The following is a 22,976-nucleotide window of genomic DNA, read 5'->3' as shown; positions in this document are numbered from 1 at the left end:
ATGAAAGCGCATACAAGAGGAGGAATATCTAGGATGAGTAAAAAGATCAGGAGAAAGGCACTCTCAGTTTCCATGGCTGGTGTGCTGCTGCTATCCGTCATTACCCCTATGCCATTCTCTAACCCGCTTCAAGCTGCTCCGGCTGCTGACGTGCAGGCTGCTATTGCTCCGGCACAGGTAACAGCAGATTGGTACAAGAGCTATCAGACGATGGATGGTGTAGGAGCCGCCTATGCGTATACGGATTCCGTGCATATGCTGCAGCTCGCTTCAGCCGGCCATCAGGATACGGTCCGGCATCTGCTGGATCTGACCTTCAGTGAACAAAAGGGTACAGGCCACGACATTGTCCGGGTGATCATTGGTGATAACGGCGGCCTGACGGCTTCCGGGGCTACTGCGGCAAGCCCGGGGTTCAACCCGCTCACCAGTCTCCTGGCCGATGTGAATCATCCCGGCTTCGACATTGATGGGAATGCCATTCCCATGCGTGGAACAGCAGGACAATACGGCTACAAGATCGAAGCGGAGAACCGTTATTACGACGGCAATACTGACAGCATCTGGCCGGTCGAACCGGAGCATGCTCCTGGAACCCTTGTACCTGTGCAAGACTTTGTATGGGATTATCCCTCCTGGAACCAGCCGATCGGCAATGACGACGGCGGCCCGACCAATCTCCTCAGTAAGCCTGGTGAACAGCCTGTAGTCATCAAGAATTCCCCGCGTACCCGCAAAGAGCTGTTCGATATCGATCAGGTCTGGACTATGCTCCAGGCACAGCAGTATGGCGTCAAGCAATTCTATGCCTGCACCTGGACCGTCCCTTATTGGATGAGCCAATCCAACACCAATTCTCCCAGCAAAATTATCCGCGGCGACATCGCCACCATCGACGGAAAACCGGTCAAAATATATTATCAGGCCTATGCAGATTATCTTGTCAATTATATTCGCGGCATGTGGGAACAGTGGGGGATTCCGATAACCCACATCAATCCTTTTAACGAAGTCGATCTGGCGGGCGGCTCAGCCGCTTATGTTACGGAACTGATTAACGGCTATATCGGACCTGCCTTGAAAAAATCGATGCAGCCCGGCGGCGATCTCTATGATATTAAGAACCCCGAAGGCAAGCTCATTGATTTCATTCCCCAGCTTGCCGCCGTGGACGGCACGAATCTGGGCGCTTCCTTAAGCAGAGGCGGCGAGGTGTTCTCGCAGACGGACCCGGATAATGCACTCGACAAGAATCCCTATCTCGATGTATTCACCACCCATCTCTACGGTACAGTGGGGATCGGTACAGATGAGAACAAGCTGTATCATACCGGTGATTTCTCCAAGAGTCCTCTGGATTACACCAAGGATGGCAGCAAGTATCCCGAATGGCTGAATAAGTATAAGCTCTGGCAGGCAGAATTCATGAACCAGGACACCGGTGACGGATCGGCTGGCGCGTATACCCAGCGCTACGGCAATCAGAATATCAATGACGCAGTGCGCTGGTCCAATCTGCTGACCAATATGTTCACCAGTAGTCCGGGCTTCACCGGCTTTGTCTGGTGGAGCATGTGGGACAGCAACGGCGCGGACGGCTCTGACCTGATCCGCTTCGCGACGACCAACTCCCAGCAGGAGCCGGGACGGATCAGCACACTGACCGGTGAATACCGGTTGTTCAAGCGCTTTTACAGCTACGGGCATTTCTCCCGGTTCATGAATCCCGGCGATGTGCGCTTTGAGGTTACACGCGTACCGGCGCCCGATCTGAATGTGGTCGGCTTCAAGAATCCGGCTACGGGTGATTTCTCGATGACGGTATCGAATGCGAACAATGATGACAGCGTCCAGCCACTGGAATTCAATCTGAAGGACTTCCCGGCAGGAACAGACAGCGTGACCGTGTTCCGCACCTCGGGAAGCGAGAATCAGAAGAAGCTGGGTACGATTCCGGTATCGGGCGGCAAGTTCGTTATTGATATTCCATCGGCCAGCGTCGTAACGGTTGTTCCGTCTAAGGGAACCTTTGCCGCCTATCAGGGGCTGGACGGGGAACGCGATATCTTCTCCACGCTTGAGGCAGAGGGGAATGACAACCGTGTGCCCGGCGACAGTGCAGGCCAAGCAGGCCGTGCCAATGAGGCAGTGACACTGGGGGCAGGCGGGTACCTCGCTTACAACAATGTGAACTTTGCAGACGGCTCGGCGAACGGCGGCGTGGTCCGCAGACACTTGCTGTATCTTACCGCCCAGACGAAGTCGGCTCAGGGAGGCAAGCTTGCCGCTTACGTCCTTCCCGTAGGGACTGCTGCCGGCAGCAGCGCCGACATCCTGTCCCAGGGTACGCGGGTCGCAGCGATTGCGGTACCGGCCAATGACAGCTACGGCAAGTTCCAGACTATGGTCGATACCGGTGATCTCAGTGCTTACGGGCACAAGGATCTTTATATTGTGGCTGAGCCTAACGGGGCTGAGGGCACGATTACCATTGACCGCTTCCTGTTTGGCGCAGGTGATTCGGACTGGAGTGCGGCTGCCAACAACTCGGTCGTGACGATTCCGGGGAACCTGCTGCTGAATGGAGATTTCGATACAGCCACAGCCTCGAATACAGATCACTGGTCGGCAGGCCGTTACAATAACGGCAGCTTCGAGCCTGCTGTCACAGGACCTGTGCTTACGGCAGATACAGTGCAGAGCTACTCGGGACTCTCCCGTTACCTGAAGAACAGCTCTACCTCCAAGGTTGCCGGGTCCGGGAAGCTTGCGGGCCGCACTGCAGCCGCGGAGCAGTATGACGGCATCTGGCAGGATGTGACCGGCAAGCTGAGCCCGGGCGAGAGCTATAACTTCAAGGGCTATTTCCTCTCGATGATGAGCCGCCCGGACAGCTATGATGTCGCTGCGGAGCATCCCGGAGATGTGGAAGTGGCGCTGGTGTATTACGGCAAGGATGGAGTTCAGCTTGGCATGGACCCGATCAACGGGCGCGATATGCCGGAGCCTTATGCCGCCCGTGAAGCTGGTGATCCGGCGTACTGGCAGAACGGCCGGCTGGTTGGACGTATTCTTGAAGGCGGCCCGCTGGCCTTAAGCTCCTTCCAGCCTGTGGATGTGAAGGTGGCGGACTGGCATGAGACCCCTAATCAGCCGTTTACGTACGATGAGCCCGCAGGCACAGCAAAGGTGGTTCTGGCGGTGTATGCGAAGGATGCCAACATCCTGTATGCCGACCAAATGTCGCTTACTCCTGAGGCGGTTGTCTCCCGCAACCTCTTTATCAATGGCGTTCAGCCGTCTGATTTTGATGAAGGGAAAACTGAATATAAATATACAGTAACCGGGAATGCCATTCCGAAGGTTACGGCGGCAACCAGTGATCCGGCTGAGCTTGTAAGCCTCTCGCAGGCGGGCAGTGCGCAGGGCACGGCGGTGGTCCGTTTTATTAAAGGGCAACAAGTGAAGACCTATAAAATTTTCTTCAGCACAAACGAGGTGGTTGATTTCTCGAATGGCCTTCCGGCAGGCTGGGAGGTGGTAAATCCGGCTGAGCCGCAGGCGGCACTCCGCTATAGCGCGGATGGTGCAGAGATTCAGACCTTGAAGAGCGATACGGAGTATCCGGGCAGCCATAATATGCTGCAGCTTCCAGGCTCCGCTGACGGCAACTGGACGCTGACGGCGAAGCTTACCGTTGACAAACCGCTGAATGATCCGTCCATGGGCGAGAACTCCCAGGTGGGGCTTGGTATCAGCGGCAGTTCAAGCGGAGAATTTTACCGGATCAATGCAAGGAAGGTCAGCAGCAATATCAAAGTCAATAATTCAGGCAAAAGCGGCACCCAGTCCTTCACCAACAATACGAACCAAACCAACTTAAGCGGTACTAACTATTTCTTGCGGATTGTAAAAGAAGGCAATGTGGTGCAAGGCTATTTCTCCACCAACAGCGGCTCTTCCTGGACTGCGATGGGCAGTCCGTCCACGTATACTCCGGAATTCTTTAAGGCTGCCAAGGTGCAATTGTATGGAACCAATACGAGCGCTGTAACGGACTTCAAGGTCACCTTCTCGGGGGTTACTCTGGTGAAGACCCTGGGGGAGACGGGGGAAATAATCTGGCCTGAGGGAAGCAAGCTTGAAGCTACCGGTATTACGCGTACAGGGGTTACCTTATCGTGGCCGGCGGCAATGGATAATCTGGGCGTTACCGGCTACCGCATCTACAACGGGATTGCTGCCGAGCCGCTGCTTGTAACCGGCAGTGAGCCGGTGGAGACTGAAGCCGGAGCTGTATACCGTTATGAGATATCCGGGCTGCTGCCGAACACGCAGTATACCTTCAAGGTGGAGGCAAGAGATGCTGCGGGGAGTTGGAGTAAGGACGGACCGTCCGTTATAGTGACCACCCTGCCGGGTGAAGACATCACGCCGCCGGTCTGGGCCGAAGGAAGCACGCTTGCCGCTTCCAATATCACAAGTGACGGGTTGACGTTGACCTGGTCGGCTACGGCTACAGATGACAGAGGCATCTACGGATACCGGATTACGAACGGAACCGGAGATCAGCCGGTTACGGTTACAGCTGCTGTGTATACGGAGACCGTAACCGGTGCTGTATACAGTTATCAGGTAACGGGATTGCAGCCTGGTTCGCAGTATATGTTCAAAGTGGAGGCAGGGGATACGGACGGCAATTGGAGCGAGGATGGGCCCTCTGTGTCAGCAACCACGCTGCCTGCTGCGGATATCACACCTCCGGTCTGGATGGAGAGAAGCACACTTGAAGCTTCACGGATCACGGCATCCGGCCTGACGTTAACCTGGACGCAGGCTGGGGATGATACGGGAGTGACCGGCTACAAAGTCTATAGGGGAGCAGAGGAAATCGCTGCGTTATCTGGAACAGACCTGCGGTACGAGGTAACCGGGCTTACTGCGGGAACAAGGTATAATTTCTCGGTGCAGGCCGGGGATGAAGCCGGGAACTGGAGCATGAATGGTCCTGCCCTCTCTGTAACTACGCTAAAAGACAGCAGCGGTCCGTCTGAGCCGGCGCCAACAACTATACCGACGCCGAATCCGACACCAACGCCGACACCAGCGTCTACACCAGTGCCGACATCTATGCCAGCATCTAAGCCGTCATCTGCACCAACGCCTACTCCTGTGCCTGGTGCAGTAGTGTCGCCATCGCCGACACCGGCTGTAACTTCGGCACCTTCACCGGTGCCTGCCAGCCCGTTCCGGGATGTGCAGGCCAAGTATAGCTGGGCTTCCGAGGCGATTGACACGCTATACGGGCTGGGTATTATCACAGGAACCTCCAGTACCACGTTTAACCCGGAGAAGAACATCACGCGAGCGGATTTTGTGCTGATGCTCGTGCGGGCTCTCGGACTTGAAGCGGAGGCAGAGGCAGGCGCACAGGCAAACTCCAGCTTCACGGATGTTCATCAGGGAGCCTATTATTATGAAGCATTGGGCATCGCCAAGAAGCTGGGAATCATCCAGGGAGTGGGCGGAAGCAGCTTCAATCCGCAGGGAGAAATCACCAGACAGGATATGATGGTCATCGCTGCCAGAGCACTGAAGACGTTGAACAAATTGACGGTTAGCGGCAGTGCCGGAGAATTAAGCGGCTATACGGACAGCAGTAAGGTAGCAAAGTATGCCGTAAATAGTGTAGCCGCTCTGGTCAGAGAAGGCATTGTGCGGGGAGACGGCACCTCCATCCATCCCGCAGCAGTCACCACCCGGGCGGAAGCCGCAGTCATAATCTTCCGTATGATGAAGAAGTAAGTCAGAGAAGCACAATCCCGCAGGTAAAAGCATAGAATCACATCAAATCCCCCTCACGGCCGCAAGTGTCCACCCATCGGAAGATGGGCCGGATGCTGGCTGGTTGGAGGGGGATTTTTGATTTATATCTTCTTTTTTACAAATAATTAGTTTATCATTGCTTCATTCCAAAGATTAGGAGGATTTACTATGCGTGGAGTAATAAAACCTATAAGCCGGTTGTGTGCGGGGCTTATGCTGCTGGGTGCTGTATCCTATGCGGGAGGGGGGCGGGTGCTGGCTTCGCCTGCCGGGAGTGAACAGGTTACAGGTACAGAGGCTGCGGCTGCGGCTGCTGTCGACGTCAGTTCTTCCATTACCGTGCTGGGCAGCCCGTTCAAGAAAGCGGCTTATGCGCGTAATGTCTGGGACATGCAGCTTTTTGGCGGCAAAATCTATCTGGGTCACGGCAACAGCAGCAACAATGCGCCTTCGCCCAATGCGGGGCCGGTTCCAATCTACTACTGGGATCTTGCCCAGAATAAATTCTCTGTGCAGGATGTTACGTATACGAACCCGGCCACAGGCAAGGTGACCACCAATGTCTATGTCATGGATGAACAGATCGACAGCTTCAAGGTATTGAACGGGGAGCTGTATATTCCCGGGCATGACTCCAGAGTACCCGGGTGGGCTTACGGGAATTTTTACCGGCTGAACGGGGATCATTGGGATCAATACATGAACATTCCCGGAGGTATCCATGTGTACGACATGGCGTACTACAAAGGCAAGCTCTACGCAGCACTGGGCGCTAACGAAGGCCCCCTGATTTACGTGTCTTCGAACAGGGGAGCAAGCTGGACCCGCTTCGGGTCGGTCTCCCAGTATGGTATTATGCGTGCGTACAATCTGTTCGAGCTGGGCGACACACTGTATGCTTCCTCGGCTACGGCAGGGAAGACCCAGGGGATTGCGAATGAGAAGGGATATATGACCTCCATTAAGCAGGGCACAAGCGGGGGAATTCAGACGTCCAAGCTGACATTTACCAGTACCCAGCTGTTTCCGGGGCTCAGCTTCGTTACCAAACCCGGTGAAGTGAATGTTCCCGGTGTCAGCGGCCAGCCTTGGCTGAAGCTTCTGCGCACGACCCCGGTGAACGACCGGCTGCTCTATATTGCCGGGGTGATCTATAACGATCATCAATCGATTCCGCAGGGATTGTTCTCGGCCGGAGCTAACTTCCAGAGTGTGCGCAAGGAACGGTTGTCTGATTCTGCTGTAGTGCCAATGGATATTCTGGATCGCGGAGAGACGGTATATGTGCTTGGTTATATAAAGGAGGCTTCAGGACAATATACCAATGTTGTCTACCGCAAAAATGCTGTCAGCTTCGCTGCCGGCGGGGAGGGCTGGAGTGAAGTCTTCCGCTTCAGCCGGGATACCTTCGCCCGTTCCTTCGAGGAACAGGGTGGTGATTTCTATTTCGGACTGGGGAGTTACGCGGATGTCATTCCGGCTTCCACCGGCACGATTCTGAAGCTGAGCGCCGGGGCTTATTAAAGGCTACTCCCCAATAATCGCAATGTCCGAGTTGATCCATTGGGCTGTGTCTGTGCCCTTGGACAGTAAAAGCAGCGTGTTGATGATATCCTCGCCCCAGTTCTGCTCGTTCTGTGAGATTACGCGGGTGATCTGGCCGTTATCCAGCGCCTGCTGCAAGGCAGGGGTGAGGCCGAGGGCGAGGTTATAACGCTTCAGCCCCTTGGCCTTCCAGACCAGGACAGAGCTGGTGCTGGAGACAAAATCCAGATTGACCAGCGCGCTGAAATGGGGATGGTCCGAGATCATCTGCTCCAGCTGCCCGGCAGCCCGTTCCTCACTGCCGTCATTGTGGCGGATCTCCAGTACATCAATGTCCGTATGCTTAGTCAGATAAGCTTCAAGTCCAAGCAGGCGTTCCCGGGTGCTCTGCATCCGGGACATCCCGGACTCGACCAGAATCATTCCTTTGCCGCTTAGCAGACGTTCCACCGTCTGTCCCATCACTGCGCCGGTTGCCCGGTTATCCGCCCCGATATAGGCCGTTCTCCGGCTGACAGGCGAATCCGATTCGAAGCAGACCACGGGTATCCCTTGAGCGGCCGCCTTGTTAATTATCGCGGTGAGCGCCTGCGAATCCACCGGAGCAATTGCAATGCCGTCTACCCCCCGCTTAATCATCATCTCCATGATGCGGATCTGCTGCTCCAGATTGGCTTCATCGGGAGCCTGCACCAGCAGCTCTACGTTATGCTTCCGGGCTACCGCTTCCGCTTTTCCGGTGATCATCTCGTAAGTGGCATTCACCATAGGGTAGATAATGCCGAAGGTCAGCGGCGGTTCTTCACTTGTGCTTGCCGGGGGCTCTCCCGCGGCTATCTGAGGAGTATCCGTTGCTCCTGATGCCTTAAGACAGCCGCCAAGCAGGAAGCCCGCCGTCAGCAGCAGAAGAACCACAGACCATCCCCGAAGCCTGTTCACGCTCACGCATTTCCCGCCCCTCTGCGGAACGTGTGCAGCTGCTCCCCGGTATTTCCCTGCCTGCGGAATTCCATGGGCGTCATCCCCGTTACTTTTTTGAACAGGTTGGAGAAATAATGCTGATCGTTATAGCCGACCAGATAGGCAATTTCAAAGGTTTTGTGCCCCGTAGATTTCAGCAGCTCCTTGGCCCGGTCCATACGTGTAGCCGTCAGGAATTCCGTGATGGTCTGCCCGGTCGCCTGACTGAAGGTCTTGCTCAGATGGCTGGGACTGACCCTGACCACCTTGGAAATGTCATTCAGGGAGAGCTGCTCCTTGTCGTATTGCTCAAGGATATATTGCTTCACCCGGTCAATCAGCTCACGGTGCTTGTCTGCTCCTTCGGAACGCCATTCCCATAGCCGCTCGTATAACTGCTTGAGATACTGAATGCCGTCATCACTACTGGAGATTTGCTTCAGCTGTGTCTGCAATTCCTGGAGGATGCCGGCGCGGCCCGCGGCTGCGCGGAACCCGTTCTTCGCCGTCTGGACCAGCTCCAGGGTGATATCATTCATCAGATAACAGGCATATCCTGAGTTCCAGTTCATTTGCTCAAGCTCCTTGGACAGCTCCAGCAGGAAGCCGGACATCTGCCTGTGGTCGCCTGACTTCAGGAACTGGACCAGCCGGCTTCTGTCGAGCAGAACCCCATGGGCGCTAGGGTCATAATACGCCTCAAGCATGGCTGCGGAATGCATTCTGGACATCTGCTTGAACATCCGGTCATTCTCGGCCTCCAGATAGGAGAGGTGAATGCCCTGAAGACGTTCGCAGACCTTGCCCCGGCTGACGGACAGCTCCAGCCCGCAGCCTTCCCTCAGCCGCTGCTTCGCAGCCGCGCACAGGTCATCCAGGGTCTGGTTCATCTGGACCGGATCACTGCCTTTATAGATCAGGACCGTCTCTGTGCGGCTGCGCTTGTAGATGAAGCTGTCAGCCGCCTCCTTCAGCAGACCCGCTAACAGCGCCTCAGCATCCGGTGAAGCGGGGGGAGGCTCCGGAGACTCCTCCATAGGTTGCAGAGTAAATACAGCGGCGGCGTAGTAAGGAGCTGTTAATTGCAGTTCAAGCTGGGCCGCCGCTTCGTAAGCGGCAGCGGTGCTGATCAGGCCTCCGCACAGATCCGCGAACAGATTCTCGGGGGTGTAGGCATATTTGTGCCTGATCCTTAGTTCCTCATCAATCCGGGCGCTGACGCTACGCAGGAGCTGTAGCAGGTCGGCAGCGCTGAACGGCTTCAGGCAGTAGTCCTCCACCCCCAGACGCAGTGCCTTCTGGGCATACTGGAAATCATCATGGCCGCTGAGAATGATGATTTTGATCTGCGGGAATTTCTGGCGGACGACAGAGGTAAGCTCCAGGCCGTTCATGAACGGCATTTTGATATCGGTAATCAGAATGTCAGGCAGCTGCGCTTCAATGATAGGGAGCGCCAGCTCCCCGTCGGGAGCGTCACCGCAATAGAGGAAGCCCTCCTTCTCCCAATCGATGCATTCCCGGATATTCTCGCGGATCAGGATTTCGTCATCCACAAGCATAATCTTCTTCATCACTAGACCCCCCTGTTCTTGGGTATGCGAACCGTAATCTGTGTGCCATAGCCTTCCGAGCTGTCCAGACGGATACCATATTCGGGCCCGAAGTACAGCCGTAGCCGCTGATGCACATTTTGCAGGCCGAAGCCGCCCTGGCCGGTGTCCTCGGGTTCCTCCGACTGGATGGGATGCTCTACCGATTCCCTCAACGCTGTAAGCCGCACGTCGGGAATGCCGATGCCATTGTCCGAGACCGTAAGCATGATGGTGCCGCCGTCGGTGTACCCGCCAATGCGGATCAGTCCCATGCCCCGCTTATTCTTAATTCCGTGATACAGGGCGTTCTCAACCAGCGGCTGCAGGGTCATATTCAGTATCGGATACTCCTGCAGCTCCTCCGCCACCTCCACCTTGAACTCCAGGATGTCGTGGTAGCGCATCTGCTGGATAATCAGATAGCTCTGCACATGGGCAAGCTCGGAGCGGATTTGTACCCAGTCGCGCCCGTTGTTGAGGCTAAGCCGGAAGAACGCGGACAACGCCTTCACCAGCCGGATCACGCCATCGTGATTCCCCGCTTCAGCCATCCAGACAATAGAATCCAGCGTGTTATACAGAAAATGAGGGTTAATCTGCGCCTGAAGCGTCCGCAGCTCTGCCTTCTGTAATTGCTGCTGCTTACGGATGCTCTGGGCCAGCAGCTCTTTGATCTGCTCGACCATGATGTTGAAGCTCTGTCCGAGATCGGCGATCTCATCGGTACCGTCCGGCTTGACTTTGGCTTCCAGATAGCCACTTGCGGTCAGGCGCATCTTGTGCTGGAGCAGCTGGATGGGCCGGGTTAGCCGCCGGGTCAGCAGATAATGGAGCGTGATCGCAAAAATAATGCTCAGCCCCACGCTGATAATAATCAGCTGTCTGATCCGGTTCGCCTCGGCCACAATCTCCTGCAGCGGCGCTATGCCGATAATCGTCCAGCCTGTCGCCAGCGACGAGGTATGGACGATGAACCGGGGCGGGCCGCCCGTCTGAAGCACGAAGCTGCCGCTTCTGCCGCGTTCCCCCGCAGGAATCAGGTTGTCCTGAATAACGGCCAGTTCTCCCGCCCGCACAGGAGGGACGTAGAGGGGATTGTTCTGCTCGTCCAGCAGGTAGAAGAATCCGGTAGTGCCGATCGTCACCTTGTCGCAGAACTCTTTAATGAAGGAATCGTTCAAATCCACAATGATATAGCCGATGACTTCATGAGTAATCCGCTGCTTGACCGCCTTCATAATCGAGATCACGCCCGTATCCCCGTAGGTGAAGCCGTCTACCCGGTCATAGCCGGTAATCAGCGGCGGGGGCACCCGGAGGATCAGCTCCGGATTCTGGGATAACGCCTGGAAATGCGGATTGCGCAGCGGGTTGCTGGCGGACTGGAAGATTCCCCGGCGTTCGCTGATGCCTTTGCCGTACAGATTAATCAGGCAGATGTTGAGCACATTCTCATACTTGTAGGTGTCCCGGTAGAGGGTGAAGGTCTGCAGAATGTCCTTGGCCTCCTGATAGGTCTCCGACTGCGAGAACAGAAAGTGGATGACCTGAGGATTATTGCTAAGCTCCAGCAGACGCTCGGTATCCTTGAACAGGTTATCCATATTCGTTCCCAGCATATCGGCCTGAAGCATGCTTGAAGCCTTGCTGTGACTGGAGATGGATTGGTAGGATTTCTGGTAGGAAATGAGGCCGACGGCAATTAGCGGTATGGTGGACAGCACTATGAACAAAGCCAGCAGTTTGGCTCTAAGACTGGAGGAGATCCAGCGTGTAATCCGCATTATCGGGAATTCCCTTTCACAAATAGAGTAGATGCCGTTCCTATGTTTTATTTTATAACAAATACTGGAATACCGAAACAAAAAAGAAAGCGCAAACAAAATATCCACCTTTTGAATAAAAAAGTACACTAAAATACCTATTCGGAGGGAAAAAGCCAAAAATTAGAAAGCAAACGCCAAAGGCTGCCCGTATAATGCCCTTCTGTAAGCGTTCTATAATGGGCACAACACCGGAACATGGTGAACGTCAAGGGGGAGGAATAAGGAGATATGAAAAAGCTTGGAAAAGTGGGGGCTGTGCTTGCCCTGGCGCTGTCTATGACCCTGTTAGGGGCATGCAGCAGCAATAACGGCGGGAACACGGCGGCGGATGCGGGCAAGACAGACAGTGCAGCGACGAAGGCGCCGGCGGCCAATGCCACCAAAGAGGCCAAGGACATCACGCTCGGCTTCTCGCAGGTCGGAGCGGAGAGCGGCTGGCGCAGCGCGAATACGAAGTCGATCCAGGATTCAGCCAAGGAAGCGGGCTACACGCTGAAATTCTCGGATGCCCAGCAGAAGCAGGAGAATCAGATCAAGGCACTGCGTTCTTTTATCCAGCAAAAGGTCGATGTCATCTCCTTCTCTCCGGTAGTGGAATCCGGCTGGGATACGGTGTTGAAGGAGGCTAAGGCGGCGGGTATCCCGGTTGTTCTGACAGACCGTGCGGTAGATTCCAAGGATACCTCACTGTATGTTACCTTCCTGGGCTCCGATTTCGTGGAAGAAGGACGCAAGGCAGGGAAGTGGCTGAGCGAGCAGTATAAGGATGCTTCCGGGGACGTTAATATTGTAGAGTTGCAGGGAACTACAGGCTCTGCTCCGGCTAATGACCGGATGGCAGGCTTTGCCGAGACCATTAAGGATAACCCGCACCTCAAGGTTATTGCTTCACAGACCGGCGACTTCACCCGCGCCAAGGGCAAGGAAGTCATGCAGGCCTTCCTGAAGGCCAATAAGAAAATTGATGTGCTGTATGCCCATAACGACGATATGGCGCTGGGGGCTATTCAAGCAATTGAAGCGGCAGGCCTCAAGCCGGGCCAGGATATCAAGATTATTTCTGTCGATGCCGTGAAGGACGGAATGCAGGCTGCCAGTGAAGGTAAAATCAATTTCATCGTCGAGTGTAACCCGCTGCTTGGACCTCAGCTGATGCAGGTAGTTAAGGATGTGGTCGACGGCAAGCCGGTAGAGGCACGGATCGTGACTGAAGAGACCACCTTCACTTCCGAGCAGGCCAAGGAAGCGTTGCCTAGCCGCCAGTATTAATCAGCAAGCCAAAAGAAACCTTGCTCCGGCGGTCCTTGAACCGCCGGAGCGGTTGTCTATGGAGAATAAGGAGTGGATATAGCCTTGAGCACACAGCAGCCCATACTGCAAATGACCCGGATACATAAGCGGTTTCCGGGGGTGAAAGCCCTGACAGATGTGAGTCTGCGCCTGTTCCCCGGCGAGGTGCATGCCTTGATGGGCGAGAATGGCGCTGGTAAATCCACCTTGATCAAGGTGTTGACCGGCGTCTATTCGATTGATGAAGGCCTTGTGGAGATGGAGGGCACCTCCATCTCCATGCGCAGCCCGCAGGAATCACAGGCTGCGGGCATAAGTACCGTGTACCAGGAGGTGAATCTGTGCCCCAACCTGACCGTGGCCGAGAATATCTTCATCGGCCGGGAGCCGCGGCGGTTCGGCTGCATCCAGTGGAAGCAGATGAACCTGCAGGCAGCGGAGCTGCTCCGGGAACGGATGAATCTGCATATCGACGTCACCCTGCCTCTGCAGAGCTACTCTGTTGCAGTTCAGCAATTGGTTGCCATTGCCAGAGCGCTGAATATCTCGGCGAAGGTGCTGATTCTGGATGAGCCGACCTCAAGCCTGGATCAGAACGAAGTGGATCAGCTGTTCCGCATTATGAGGAAGCTTCAGCAGGAGGGGCTGTCGATCCTGTTTGTGACGCATTTTCTGGACCAGATGTATGAAATCTCCGACCGGGTCACCATTCTGCGTGGCGGCGAGCTGGTCGGTGAATACATGGCGAACGAGCTAAGCCGCCTGGATCTCGTACTCAAGATGATCGGCAAGGAGCTTCATCTGCTGGATGAGCTGCCAACGCTTGCGGCACAGGACAAGAACAGCCTGGGCGATGAGCTGCTGAGGGCGGAAGGGCTGGGCCGCCGGGGCGGAATCGAGCCGTTCGACCTGAATATCCGCAAGGGAGAGGTCGTCGGACTGGCCGGACTGCTCGGCTCCGGGCGGACGGAGGCAGCCCGCCTGTTGTTCGGTGCCGACAAGCCGGACTTCGGGCAAGTGATCCTGCCGTCATCCGGCGGCGGGGTGCACTCGCCCCGGGAGGCCATAGGACGGCGGATCGCTTTCTGCTCGGAGAACCGCAAGACTGAGGGGATCATCGGCGATCTGACGGTAAGAGAGAACATTATTCTGGCGCTCCAGGCCAAGGATGGCATGTTCAAGACGATCCCGCGTGGGCGGCAGGAAGAGCTGGCCGGAGAATACATCCGCATGCTGAATATCAATCCTCCCAGCCCGGACCACCTGATTAAGAACCTCAGCGGCGGCAATCAGCAGAAGGTGCTGCTGGCCCGCTGGCTGCTGACAGAGCCGGAGCTGTTCATCCTCGATGAGCCGACTCGGGGGATCGACATCGGAGCCAAAGCAGAGATTCAGAAGCTGGTGCTGACACTCTCCCGGCAGGGGATGTCGTTCCTGTTCATCTCCTCGGAGCTGGATGAGGTGCTGCGGGTCAGCGACCGGATCGCCATTCTGCGCGACCGCCGCAAGGTGAAGGAAATTTCAGAGAAGGACATGAGCCAGCAGCAGATTATGCAGGCGATTGCGGGAGGCTGAACCAATCATGAGCGTAGTAATGAAGCATCATTTATTCTGGCCGCTGTGCGTACTGGCTGTGCTGCTGCTGTTCAACCTGTGTTATTCGCCGGATTTCTTCTCCATCACCGTCCATGACGGGCATTTATACGGCAGCTTGATCGACATACTGAACTTCGGTGCGCCGCTGATCCTGGTAGCTATCGGGATGACGCTCGTAGTGGCTACCAAGGGGATCGACCTGTCGGTCGGTTCCATAGTAGCCATCTCGGGCGCTATCGCCTGCCTGAGCATCAGCAGGGGAGCGGATGAGAACAGTATGGGACTGATCTTGACCTCGGTGCTGCTGGCCGCAGGCCTGTCCCTGATGCTGGGGGCCTGGAATGGACTGCTGGTCTCCATGGCCGGGATTCAGCCGATTATAGCCACACTGATTCTGATGGTCGCGGGAAGAGGGATCGCCCAGCTCATTACCGGCGGACAAATTATTACGGTAACCAGTACTAAGTATGCGTATATTGGGTCCGGTTCACTGGCTGCGCTGCCTTTCTCTATTTTTGTCGTAGCGCTGGTTCTGGTGATTGCCCTGCTGCTTACCCGGCGGACGGCCCTCGGCCTGTTCATTGAATCGGTGGGCTGTAATCCGGCCGCCAGCAAGATGTCCGGCATCCGTGCCCACTTAGTTATCCTGGCCGTCTATGTGTTCTGCGGCCTATGCGCCGGCATCGCCGGCCTGCTCCTCAGCTCGAATGTCTCCAGCGCTGACGGCAACAATGCCGGTCTCTGGTATGAGCTGGACGCTATTCTGGCCGTGGTCATCGGCGGAACGTCGCTGAACGGCGGCCGCTTCTATCTGACCGGCACCGTGATCGGAGCGCTGATTATCCAGACGCTGACCACCACCATCTATATGATCGGTGTGCCGCCGGAGATTACGCTGGTTGTTAAGGCCTGTGTCGTCCTGGCCGTCTGCCTGATCCAGTCGGACACCTTCCGCGCCGCGATTGCCGCGCGCTGGAAGTCGCGGCATTACCCCGCTGAGAAGGAGATGAGCCGTCATGCCTCTTAACCGCAAGTATATTCCGATCGTTGTCACCATTCTGCTGTTCATTGTCATGTTTACTGCCGGTTCCTTCCGGTACACCGGCTTCTTCTCCCTTCAGGTGCTGATGAATCTGCTGGTGGATAATGCCTTTCTGCTAATCACGGCGGTGGGCATGTCCTTCGTCATCCTGTCCGGAGGCATCGATCTGTCTGTCGGCTCGGTGATTGCGTTATCCACAATGGTCTCGGCGAGCCTCGTGCAGCAGCAGGGCTGGCCGCCCGCCGTGGTCATCCCGCTTGTACTCCTGATGGGCGCCGTATTTGGTACCATTATGGGCGCAATTATCCATTATTTCGCCATCCAGCCGTTCATCGTCACACTGGCCGGAATGTTCCTGGCCCGGGGCTTATGCTATGTTATCAGCATCGATACCATTACCATTGATAACACCTTCTACACCGCCATGGCGCAGACGCGGATTCCGCTGCCGGGCGGCAGCTTCCTCTCCATTAGCGCTGTTATCGCGATACTTGTCGTAGCAGCCGCTATCTTCACGGCTCACTATACCCGGTTCGGGCGCAATGTGTATGCCCTTGGAGGCAGTGAGCAATCAGCGCTGCTGATGGGATTGCCCGTGGCGAGAACCAAGGTGCTGGTCTATACGCTTAGCGGACTATGCTCGGCGCTGGCCGGTGTGGTGTTCACCTTTTACATGCTGTCGGGGTACGGGCTGCATGCCGTCGGCTTCGAGCTGGACACGATTGCGGCGGTTGTCATTGGCGGCACGCTGCTGACCGGAGGGGTCGGATATGTGCTGGGTACCTTCTTCGGGGTACTGATCCAGGGCGTGATTCAGACGATTATCAGCTTCGAGGGCACACTCAGCTCCTGGTGGACGAAGATCGTCATCGGTCTGCTGCTGTTCATCTTCATCCTGCTGCAGCGGGTGCTAAGCTCCAGGCGGCTGACCTTAAAAGAATAGGTATTGTGCATGGAGAGACAAATTATACTTGTCTCTCCATTTTTTTGCTATATAATTGTAATCGCTATCATACGGAAGGGGGAATCTGCGTGCGAACAGTAAAAAAATGCCTGGTTGTGCTGCTGGGCATCGTCCTGACACTGATGCTGCTGGGCGGTTGTACGGGTGGCGGGAATAACGGCAGGCCGCAGGCGCTGCCCATACCTGAGCCTTCTCCTCCGGCGCTTACAGTCCTGCTGCCCTCCACAGCAGAGACCGCTGCAGACAAGCCGGCCCGGCTGGGCTTCTCCCAGCTCGGTTCGGAGAGCACCTGGCGGGAAGCGAACACCGCATCGATCCGCGAAGCCGCCGAGGAGGCGGGGATTACGCTGCTGCTGAAGAATGCTGAGCAGGATCAGCAGAAGCAGTTCGAGGCCATCCGTTCTTTTATCCGCAGCGGGGTCGATGTGATTGCCATTGCGCCTGTGGTGCAGACCGGCTGGGAGCCGATTCTGCTGGAGATTAAGCAGGCCGGAATTCCGGTGATTATCCTGGACCGTTCAGTGAATGTACCGGACAGCTCGCTCTATGTCACGTTCATCGGCTCTGACTTCTATGAAGAAGGAGTGAAGGCGGCTAAATATGTGAGAGACAAGATGCGCCATCACAACGGTGAGATCCGCATTGCAGAATTGCAGGGAACCGTAGGCTCAACACCGTCCATCGACCGCGGACGCGGGTTCCGCAAGATGCTGGACGATCAGCCGAACCTGCAGATTACCCTCAGTGCACCGGCGGATTTCACACGCAGCGGCGGTCATGAAGTGATGAAGACCTTCCTGCAGCAGCCGAAGGAGCAGTGGCCGCAGGTGCTCTATTCCCATAATGACGATATGGCCATTGGCGCGGTGGAGGCTATTAAGGAGGCCGGACTTGTGCCGGGGGAGGATATTATTATTGTGTCGGTGGACGGGACGCGGCGGGCGTTCGAGCAGATGGTGGCGGGCAGCATCAACGCTGTGGTCGAATGTAATCCGCTGCTGGGGCCGCTGCTGACGCAGGCCGTGAAGGAGATTATGGCCGGCCGGACTCTGCCGAAGCGGATGGTGACCCCGGAGGATATATACACCCGTGAGCTGGCTGCTATGGAGATCAACAACCGCAAATATTAAGACATAAAAACCAAAAAATTTCAACTTTTCAAACAAAAATCTACATTGTTCATTGGGCGGAAGTATATTAAGATGATCTCGAATAACAAATATTAGTAGATTCATTCAAGTAATTCAATAGGAGGGGAGGATTGTGAGCTTCCGGCATATGTAACGCATCCGATTGAAAGGGTTTACACAAATTGTAATGGAGGAGAATGCCAATGTTCAAAAAGCTCTCGGTGCTTGCGATGACCTTTGTTCTGCTGCTGGGCTGTCTGCCTATGCTGTCTGCTCAGGCGGCAGGGAACGCCACAGCCAAACAGCCGGGAAATTCCAATCCGCTGATGGACCACAAGCTGGGTGCCGACCCCTTTGCATTGACGTATAACGGAAGAGTCTATATCTATATGTCGAGTGATGCTTATGTCTATAACAGCAACGGAACCGTGAAGGACAATGATTTCAGCGCACTGAACAAAATCAATGTCATCTCTTCGGCAGATATGGTGAACTGGACAGACCATGGCGCCATTCCGGTAGCCGGAGCCAACAATGTCAACGGTTCTGCGGGCATTGCCAAATGGGCCTCGCTCTCCTGGGCGCCTTCAGCCGCCGTGAAGAAAATCAACGGACAGGACAAGTTCTTCCTGTACTTCGCCAACGGTGCATCAGGCATCGGGGTACTGACAGCCAACTCTCCGATTGGCCCATGGTCCGATCCGCTGGGCAAAGCACTGGTGACAGGCAGCACGCCGGGAATGTCCGGGGTGACCTGGCTGTTTGACCCGGCGGTACTGGTCGATGACGACGGCAGCGGCTATCTGTATGCGGGCGGGGGCATCCCCAACACTTCCGACCCGGCATCTATCGCGAATCCCAAGACAGCCCGCGTGCTGAGACTCGGTGCGGATATGACCAGCATTGTTGGAAGCGCCTCCACTATTGATGCTCCCTATATGTTCGAGGATTCGGGCATCCATAAGTACGGCGGCAAATATTATTACTCGTATTGCTTCAACTTCTCCGGCACGCACCCGGCTGCCTATCCGGCAGGTGAAATCGGGTACATGGTCAGCAACAGTCCGATGGGACCTTTTACGTACACCGGACATTTCCTGAAGAATCCGTACACCTTCTTCGGGGTAGGCGGCAACAACCACCATGCCGTGTTCAACTTCAATAATGAGTGGTATGTGGTGTACCATGCCCAGACTGTAGCAAAGGCTGTACTCGGAGACGGCAAGGGCTACCGCTCTCCGCATATCAACAAGCTGGTCCATAATTCCAACGGAACCATTCAGGAGGTTCAGGGAAATATGGCGGGCATCGCCCAGATTGCCAATCTGAATCCGTATAACAGAGTCGAAGCCGAGACGATCGGCTGGAACGCGGGCATCACCACTGAACGCTCCTTGGCCTCCGGCGGTCCGGTAGGCAATATGAATGTGACCAATATTAACAATGGAGACTGGGTTGCCGTGGGCAATGCCGATTTCGGCACTGGCGCTTCCAGCTTCAAGGCGAATGTGGCTTCCGCCACAGGCGGCGGCAAGATCGAAATCCGGCTCGACAGCGCAACCGGCCCGCTGGTCGGCACGCTGAATGTTCCAAATACAGGAGGAGCGCAGTCCTGGCAGGAAGTACAGACTACGGTCAGCAATGCGACAGGGGTGCACAGACTCTATCTGGTCTTTACCGGATCAGGCTCTGGCAATCTGTTCAACTTCGATTACTGGCAGTTCTCGACGGGCGGCGATGGCGGCACAACACCTCCTCCGGTGAGCAAGGTGGAAGCGGAGGACATGACGCTCAGCGGAACCTATGCGGGCAAGATCACTTCCCCTTTTAGCGGAGTGGCGCTGTACGGGAATGATGACGCTGTATCGTTCAATCAGTATTATGCCTACGGCACGCATAACTTCTCGGTCCGGGGGGCTTCCAACAATTCCTCTACGGCGCGGGTGGATCTGCTGATCGGCGGTGTGAACGTTGGCTCCTTCAATTTCAGCGGCACAACGCCCTCGGTACAGACATTGACCAATGTGGCCCACGCCACCGGCAATCAGGAAGTCAAGCTGGTCGTAACCACGGATAATGGAAGCTGGGATGCCTATGTGGATTATATTGAATGGAACCAGTGACGAGGTAAGCATACGGGAGGAGGGATGCTATGGCAAGTAGAAACGGCTTTGCCGTCCTTTTTAAGGATGGTACAGTTTCATCGGGAAATAGAAGGATAGGTTATCGTGTGCAACATATAAATTCTTCTATTTTTAAAAAGGCAGGGCTGTACCTGCTGGCAATCTCGCTCATGCTCGGTATTCTGTTCAATCCTTCTACGGCGGCTGCTGCTACCTTTACGAATCCGTTCATTTATGCAGATGCCCCGGACAATGATGTCATCAGGGTAGGCAATGTGTATTACATGACCAGCACCACCATGCATATGACCCCCGGTGTTCCTATCATGAAGTCCTATGATCTGGTGAACTGGGAGATCGTGAATTATGTCTACGATACGTATGCGAACGGGGATGCGCAGAATCTGAACAACGGACAGAATGAGTACGGCAAGGGCTCTTGGGCCAGCAGCCTGCGATACAATAACGGGATCTACTATGTGTCCTTCGGGTCCAATTCAACCGGCCGGACGTATATCTATCAGACCTCGAATATTGAAAATGGCCCTTGGACCTCGTCGGTCCTCGGCAGCTATTATCACGATGCTTCGCTGCTGTTCGACAATGGCCGGGTCTTTCTGGTGTACGGGGCGGATAACATCAGCCTGATTGAGCTGACGGCAGATGCCAAGGCTATTAAGTCCGGCGGAATCAGTCAGGTTATCATCCCGAATTCCAGCAATATTGCCGGTTCGAACTTCATTGTGAAGGCCGAGGGCGCGCATATCCAGAAGATCAACGGCTATTATTATGTGTTCCTGATCTGCTGGCCTTCGGGAAGCGGACGCACTCAGTTGACCTACCGCTCCACCAGCTTAACCGGAGGCTACACAGGTCAGGTCTCGCTGAACGACTCGGGCATTGCCCAGGGAGGCATCGTGGACACGCCTTCCGGCTCCTGGTACGCGATGCTCTTCAGGGATAGCGGGGCGGTTGGACGGATGCCGTATCTGGTGCCGGTAACCTGGTCCGGCAACTGGCCGGTCTTCGGAAGCGGGGGTAAGGCGCCGCGGACTCTGAATCTGCCTGTTGAAGGGTATCCGGTTAAGAAAGTGTATGCATCGGACGAGTTCACTGCGCCTTCGGGTGGAAACGGATTAGCCAAGGTCTGGCAGTGGAACCACAACCCCGATAACTCGAAGTGGTCGCTGACCCAGCGCCAAGGCTTCATGCGGCTGACCACCGGCAAGGTAAGTACAAGCCTGCTGGATGCCCGGAACACGCTGACCCAGCGGACGTTCGGGCCGAAGAGCACAGGCGTGACGGCCCTGGAAACGGGCGGGATGAAGGACGGAGATGTTGCCGGACTGGCTGCTTTTCAGGCTAAATACGGCTTCGTCGGTGTGAAAATGTCCGGCAATTCCAAATCCATTGTGATGGTCAACGCCAGCTCCGGGTCCATGACTGAAGTGGCGGGTGTGCCGCTCAGCCAGAACAGAGTCTATCTGAAGGTGCTCTGCGATTTCACCAATCAGACGGATAAGGCGTACTTCTCCTATAGTCTGGACGGCAACAACTGGACATCCATAGGGAATACGCTGCAGATGTCTTATACGCTGCCTCACTTTATGGGCTACCGGTTTGCGCTGTTCAATTATGCGACGAAGTCAGCGGGCGGCTATGCTGATTTTGATTATCTGCGCCTGGAATAGGTGCGCTTTAAGTCCATTAAGAAAAAGGAGATGTATTCAATTGAAGAACAGAATTAAAAAGGTTGTGGGCGGGCTCGCCCTAGCGAGTGTCCTGCTCACCTCTGTGATGGCAGGCAATGCCAGCGCAGCAATTACCAATGGATCGAAGTTCCTGGGGAATATCATTGCAGGCAGTGCACCAAGTAACTTCACCACCTATTGGAATCAGGTCACCCCTGAGAACGGCACCAAATGGGGAGCCATTGAAGGCAATCGCAACCAGATGAACTGGGGCAATGCGGACATGATCTATAACTATGCGATTAGCAAAAACATCCCGTTTAAGTTCCATACCCTGGTCTGGGGAAGCCAGGAGCCTAACTGGGTCGCCGGCTTACCGGCAGCGGAGCAGAAGGCGGAGATCAGCTCATTCATTACTCAGGCAGGGCAGCGTTATGCGGCAAAATCAGCCTTCGTGGATGTTGTCAATGAACCGCTGCATGCCAAGCCCTCGTACCGTAATGCCATCGGCGGCGACGGAAGCACCGGCTGGGATTGGGTCATCTGGTCCTTCCAGCAAGCCCGTGCGGCGTTTCCGAATTCCAAGCTGCTGATCAATGAATACGGCATTATCGGTGACCCCAGTGCAGCCGACAAGTACGTGAACATTATCAATATCCTGAAATCCAGAGGACTGATTGACGGAATCGGCATTCAGTGCCACTACTTCAATATGGATAACGTCAGCGTCTCCACTATGAATACCGTGCTCAATAAGCTTGCTGCTACAGGCCTGCCTATCTATGTCTCCGAGCTGGATATTACCGGTGATGACAACACCCAGCTTGCCAGATACCAACAGAAATTCCCTGTGCTCTGGAACCATCCTTCCGTTAAGGGCGTAACCCTGTGGGGCTACATCCAGAATCAGACCTGGGCATCGGGTACCCATCTGGTGAATTCCAACGGCACAGAGCGCCCTGCCCTGAAGTGGCTGAAGCAATATCTGGGCGGCTCATCAGCCCTGATGGAAACCACTGACGCCCAGGACCTCACGATCACTGACAGTCTGATCCAACCGGACAGTGTGGTTGAGCCAGACCCTCAGCTCGACCTCCAGCCGGTGCTGGAACCCGCTCCGGCCGAGTAAGCTGAGACAGGCACGAGGTATGTAACATTACTTAAGGTCTGCTCCCATGGCGTAATGCGCCGGGAGCAGCCCTTTTTTGGTGGGAGGGGTAGTGTAGAATCGCGCGGGCCAAATGTATGCGAAAAACCGAATGCAATGGGCAGTGCGGAGGTGGGGGGGGGATCGAATGTATGCGAAAAACCGAATACAATGGGCAGTGTGCAGTTGGATCGTAAGGCGTTTTGTGATCTTCATCTTGCTTTCGCTGAGCAAAAGTGGC

13 protein-coding genes are annotated in these 22,976 nt (G+C 55.4%); 10 read left to right on the top strand and 3 right to left on the bottom strand.

Annotated elements, in window-relative coordinates:
• Positions 1–33: 33 nt before the first annotated feature.
• Both NSU18_RS07495 and NSU18_RS07490 read left to right on the top strand, forming a co-directional pair.
• Entirely contained in the window at positions 34–5,805 is a 5,772-nt protein-coding gene (locus tag NSU18_RS07495; protein ID WP_341148685.1) for an S-layer homology domain-containing protein, read from the top strand.
• Between the two features lie 189 nt (positions 5,806–5,994).
• The gene (locus NSU18_RS07490) at positions 5,995–7,350 is read left to right on the top strand and encodes a hypothetical protein (RefSeq protein WP_341020783.1); all 1,356 of its coding nucleotides are present in this window, start codon (positions 5,995–5,997) and stop codon (positions 7,348–7,350) included.
• A gap of 3 nt (positions 7,351–7,353) precedes the next feature.
• Here NSU18_RS07490 and NSU18_RS07485 read toward each other — a convergent pair whose 3' ends face one another.
• The 3 genes from NSU18_RS07485 to NSU18_RS07475 are packed head-to-tail and all read right to left on the bottom strand — an operon-like array spanning position 7,354 to position 11,710.
• Positions 7,354–8,316, bottom strand: a complete 963-nt coding sequence (locus NSU18_RS07485; RefSeq protein ID WP_341148684.1) for a sugar ABC transporter substrate-binding protein — start codon at positions 8,314–8,316, stop codon at positions 7,354–7,356.
• Complete coding sequence (locus tag NSU18_RS07480) at positions 8,313–9,905, bottom strand: response regulator transcription factor (RefSeq protein WP_341148683.1); 1,593 nt, start codon at positions 9,903–9,905, stop codon at positions 8,313–8,315. The genes NSU18_RS07485 and NSU18_RS07480 overlap by 4 nt, the downstream gene beginning before the upstream one ends.
• A 2-nt stretch (positions 9,906–9,907) precedes the next feature.
• Positions 9,908–11,710: a cache domain-containing sensor histidine kinase gene (locus tag NSU18_RS07475; protein ID WP_341148682.1), complete on the bottom strand. Its 1,803-nt coding sequence runs from the start codon at positions 11,708–11,710 to the stop codon at positions 9,908–9,910.
• A 270-nt stretch (positions 11,711–11,980) separates the two neighbouring features.
• On the opposite strand from NSU18_RS07475, the gene NSU18_RS07470 reads away from it, so the two are divergent.
• From NSU18_RS07470 to NSU18_RS07430, 8 genes are all read left to right on the top strand, one after another.
• The gene (locus NSU18_RS07470; RefSeq protein ID WP_341020792.1) at positions 11,981–13,021 is read left to right on the top strand and encodes an ABC transporter substrate-binding protein; all 1,041 of its coding nucleotides are present in this window, start codon (positions 11,981–11,983) and stop codon (positions 13,019–13,021) included.
• A gap of 72 nt (positions 13,022–13,093) precedes the next feature.
• Positions 13,094–14,617 carry a sugar ABC transporter ATP-binding protein gene (locus NSU18_RS07465; RefSeq protein WP_341020794.1) on the top strand — a complete coding sequence of 508 codons (1,524 nt, stop codon included), beginning with the start codon at positions 13,094–13,096 and terminating at the stop codon, positions 14,615–14,617.
• A 7-nt stretch (positions 14,618–14,624) separates the two neighbouring features.
• The gene (locus tag NSU18_RS07460) at positions 14,625–15,665 is read left to right on the top strand and encodes an ABC transporter permease (protein WP_341148681.1); all 1,041 of its coding nucleotides are present in this window, start codon (positions 14,625–14,627) and stop codon (positions 15,663–15,665) included.
• Positions 15,655–16,623, top strand: coding sequence for a galactofuranose ABC transporter, permease protein YjfF (gene yjfF / locus NSU18_RS07455; protein ID WP_341020798.1), 969 nt, complete (start codon positions 15,655–15,657; stop codon positions 16,621–16,623). Before NSU18_RS07460 ends, yjfF begins: the two co-directional genes overlap by 11 nt.
• A gap of 89 nt (positions 16,624–16,712) precedes the next feature.
• Positions 16,713–17,774, top strand: coding sequence for an ABC transporter substrate-binding protein (locus tag NSU18_RS07450; protein ID WP_341148680.1), 1,062 nt, complete (start codon positions 16,713–16,715; stop codon positions 17,772–17,774).
• A gap of 203 nt (positions 17,775–17,977) precedes the next feature.
• Complete coding sequence (locus tag NSU18_RS07445) at positions 17,978–19,897, top strand: carbohydrate-binding protein (protein WP_445321793.1); 1,920 nt, start codon at positions 17,978–17,980, stop codon at positions 19,895–19,897.
• 170 nt (positions 19,898–20,067) lie between these two features.
• A complete protein-coding gene (locus NSU18_RS07435; protein WP_341151000.1) occupies positions 20,068–21,588 on the top strand; it encodes a glycoside hydrolase family 43 protein in 1,521 nt (506 codons plus the stop codon).
• A gap of 40 nt (positions 21,589–21,628) precedes the next feature.
• Positions 21,629–22,717 (top strand): endo-1,4-beta-xylanase, encoded by a 1,089-nt coding sequence (locus NSU18_RS07430; RefSeq protein WP_341020802.1) that lies wholly within the window; start codon positions 21,629–21,631, stop codon positions 22,715–22,717.
• Positions 22,718–22,976: the final 259 nt, after the last annotated feature.

The organism is Paenibacillus sp. FSL H8-0048 (assembly GCF_038002825.1).
Classification (GTDB): Bacteria; Bacillota; Bacilli; order Paenibacillales; family Paenibacillaceae; genus Paenibacillus_AQ.
This window is presented reverse-complemented; position numbering and strand designations above follow the sequence as displayed.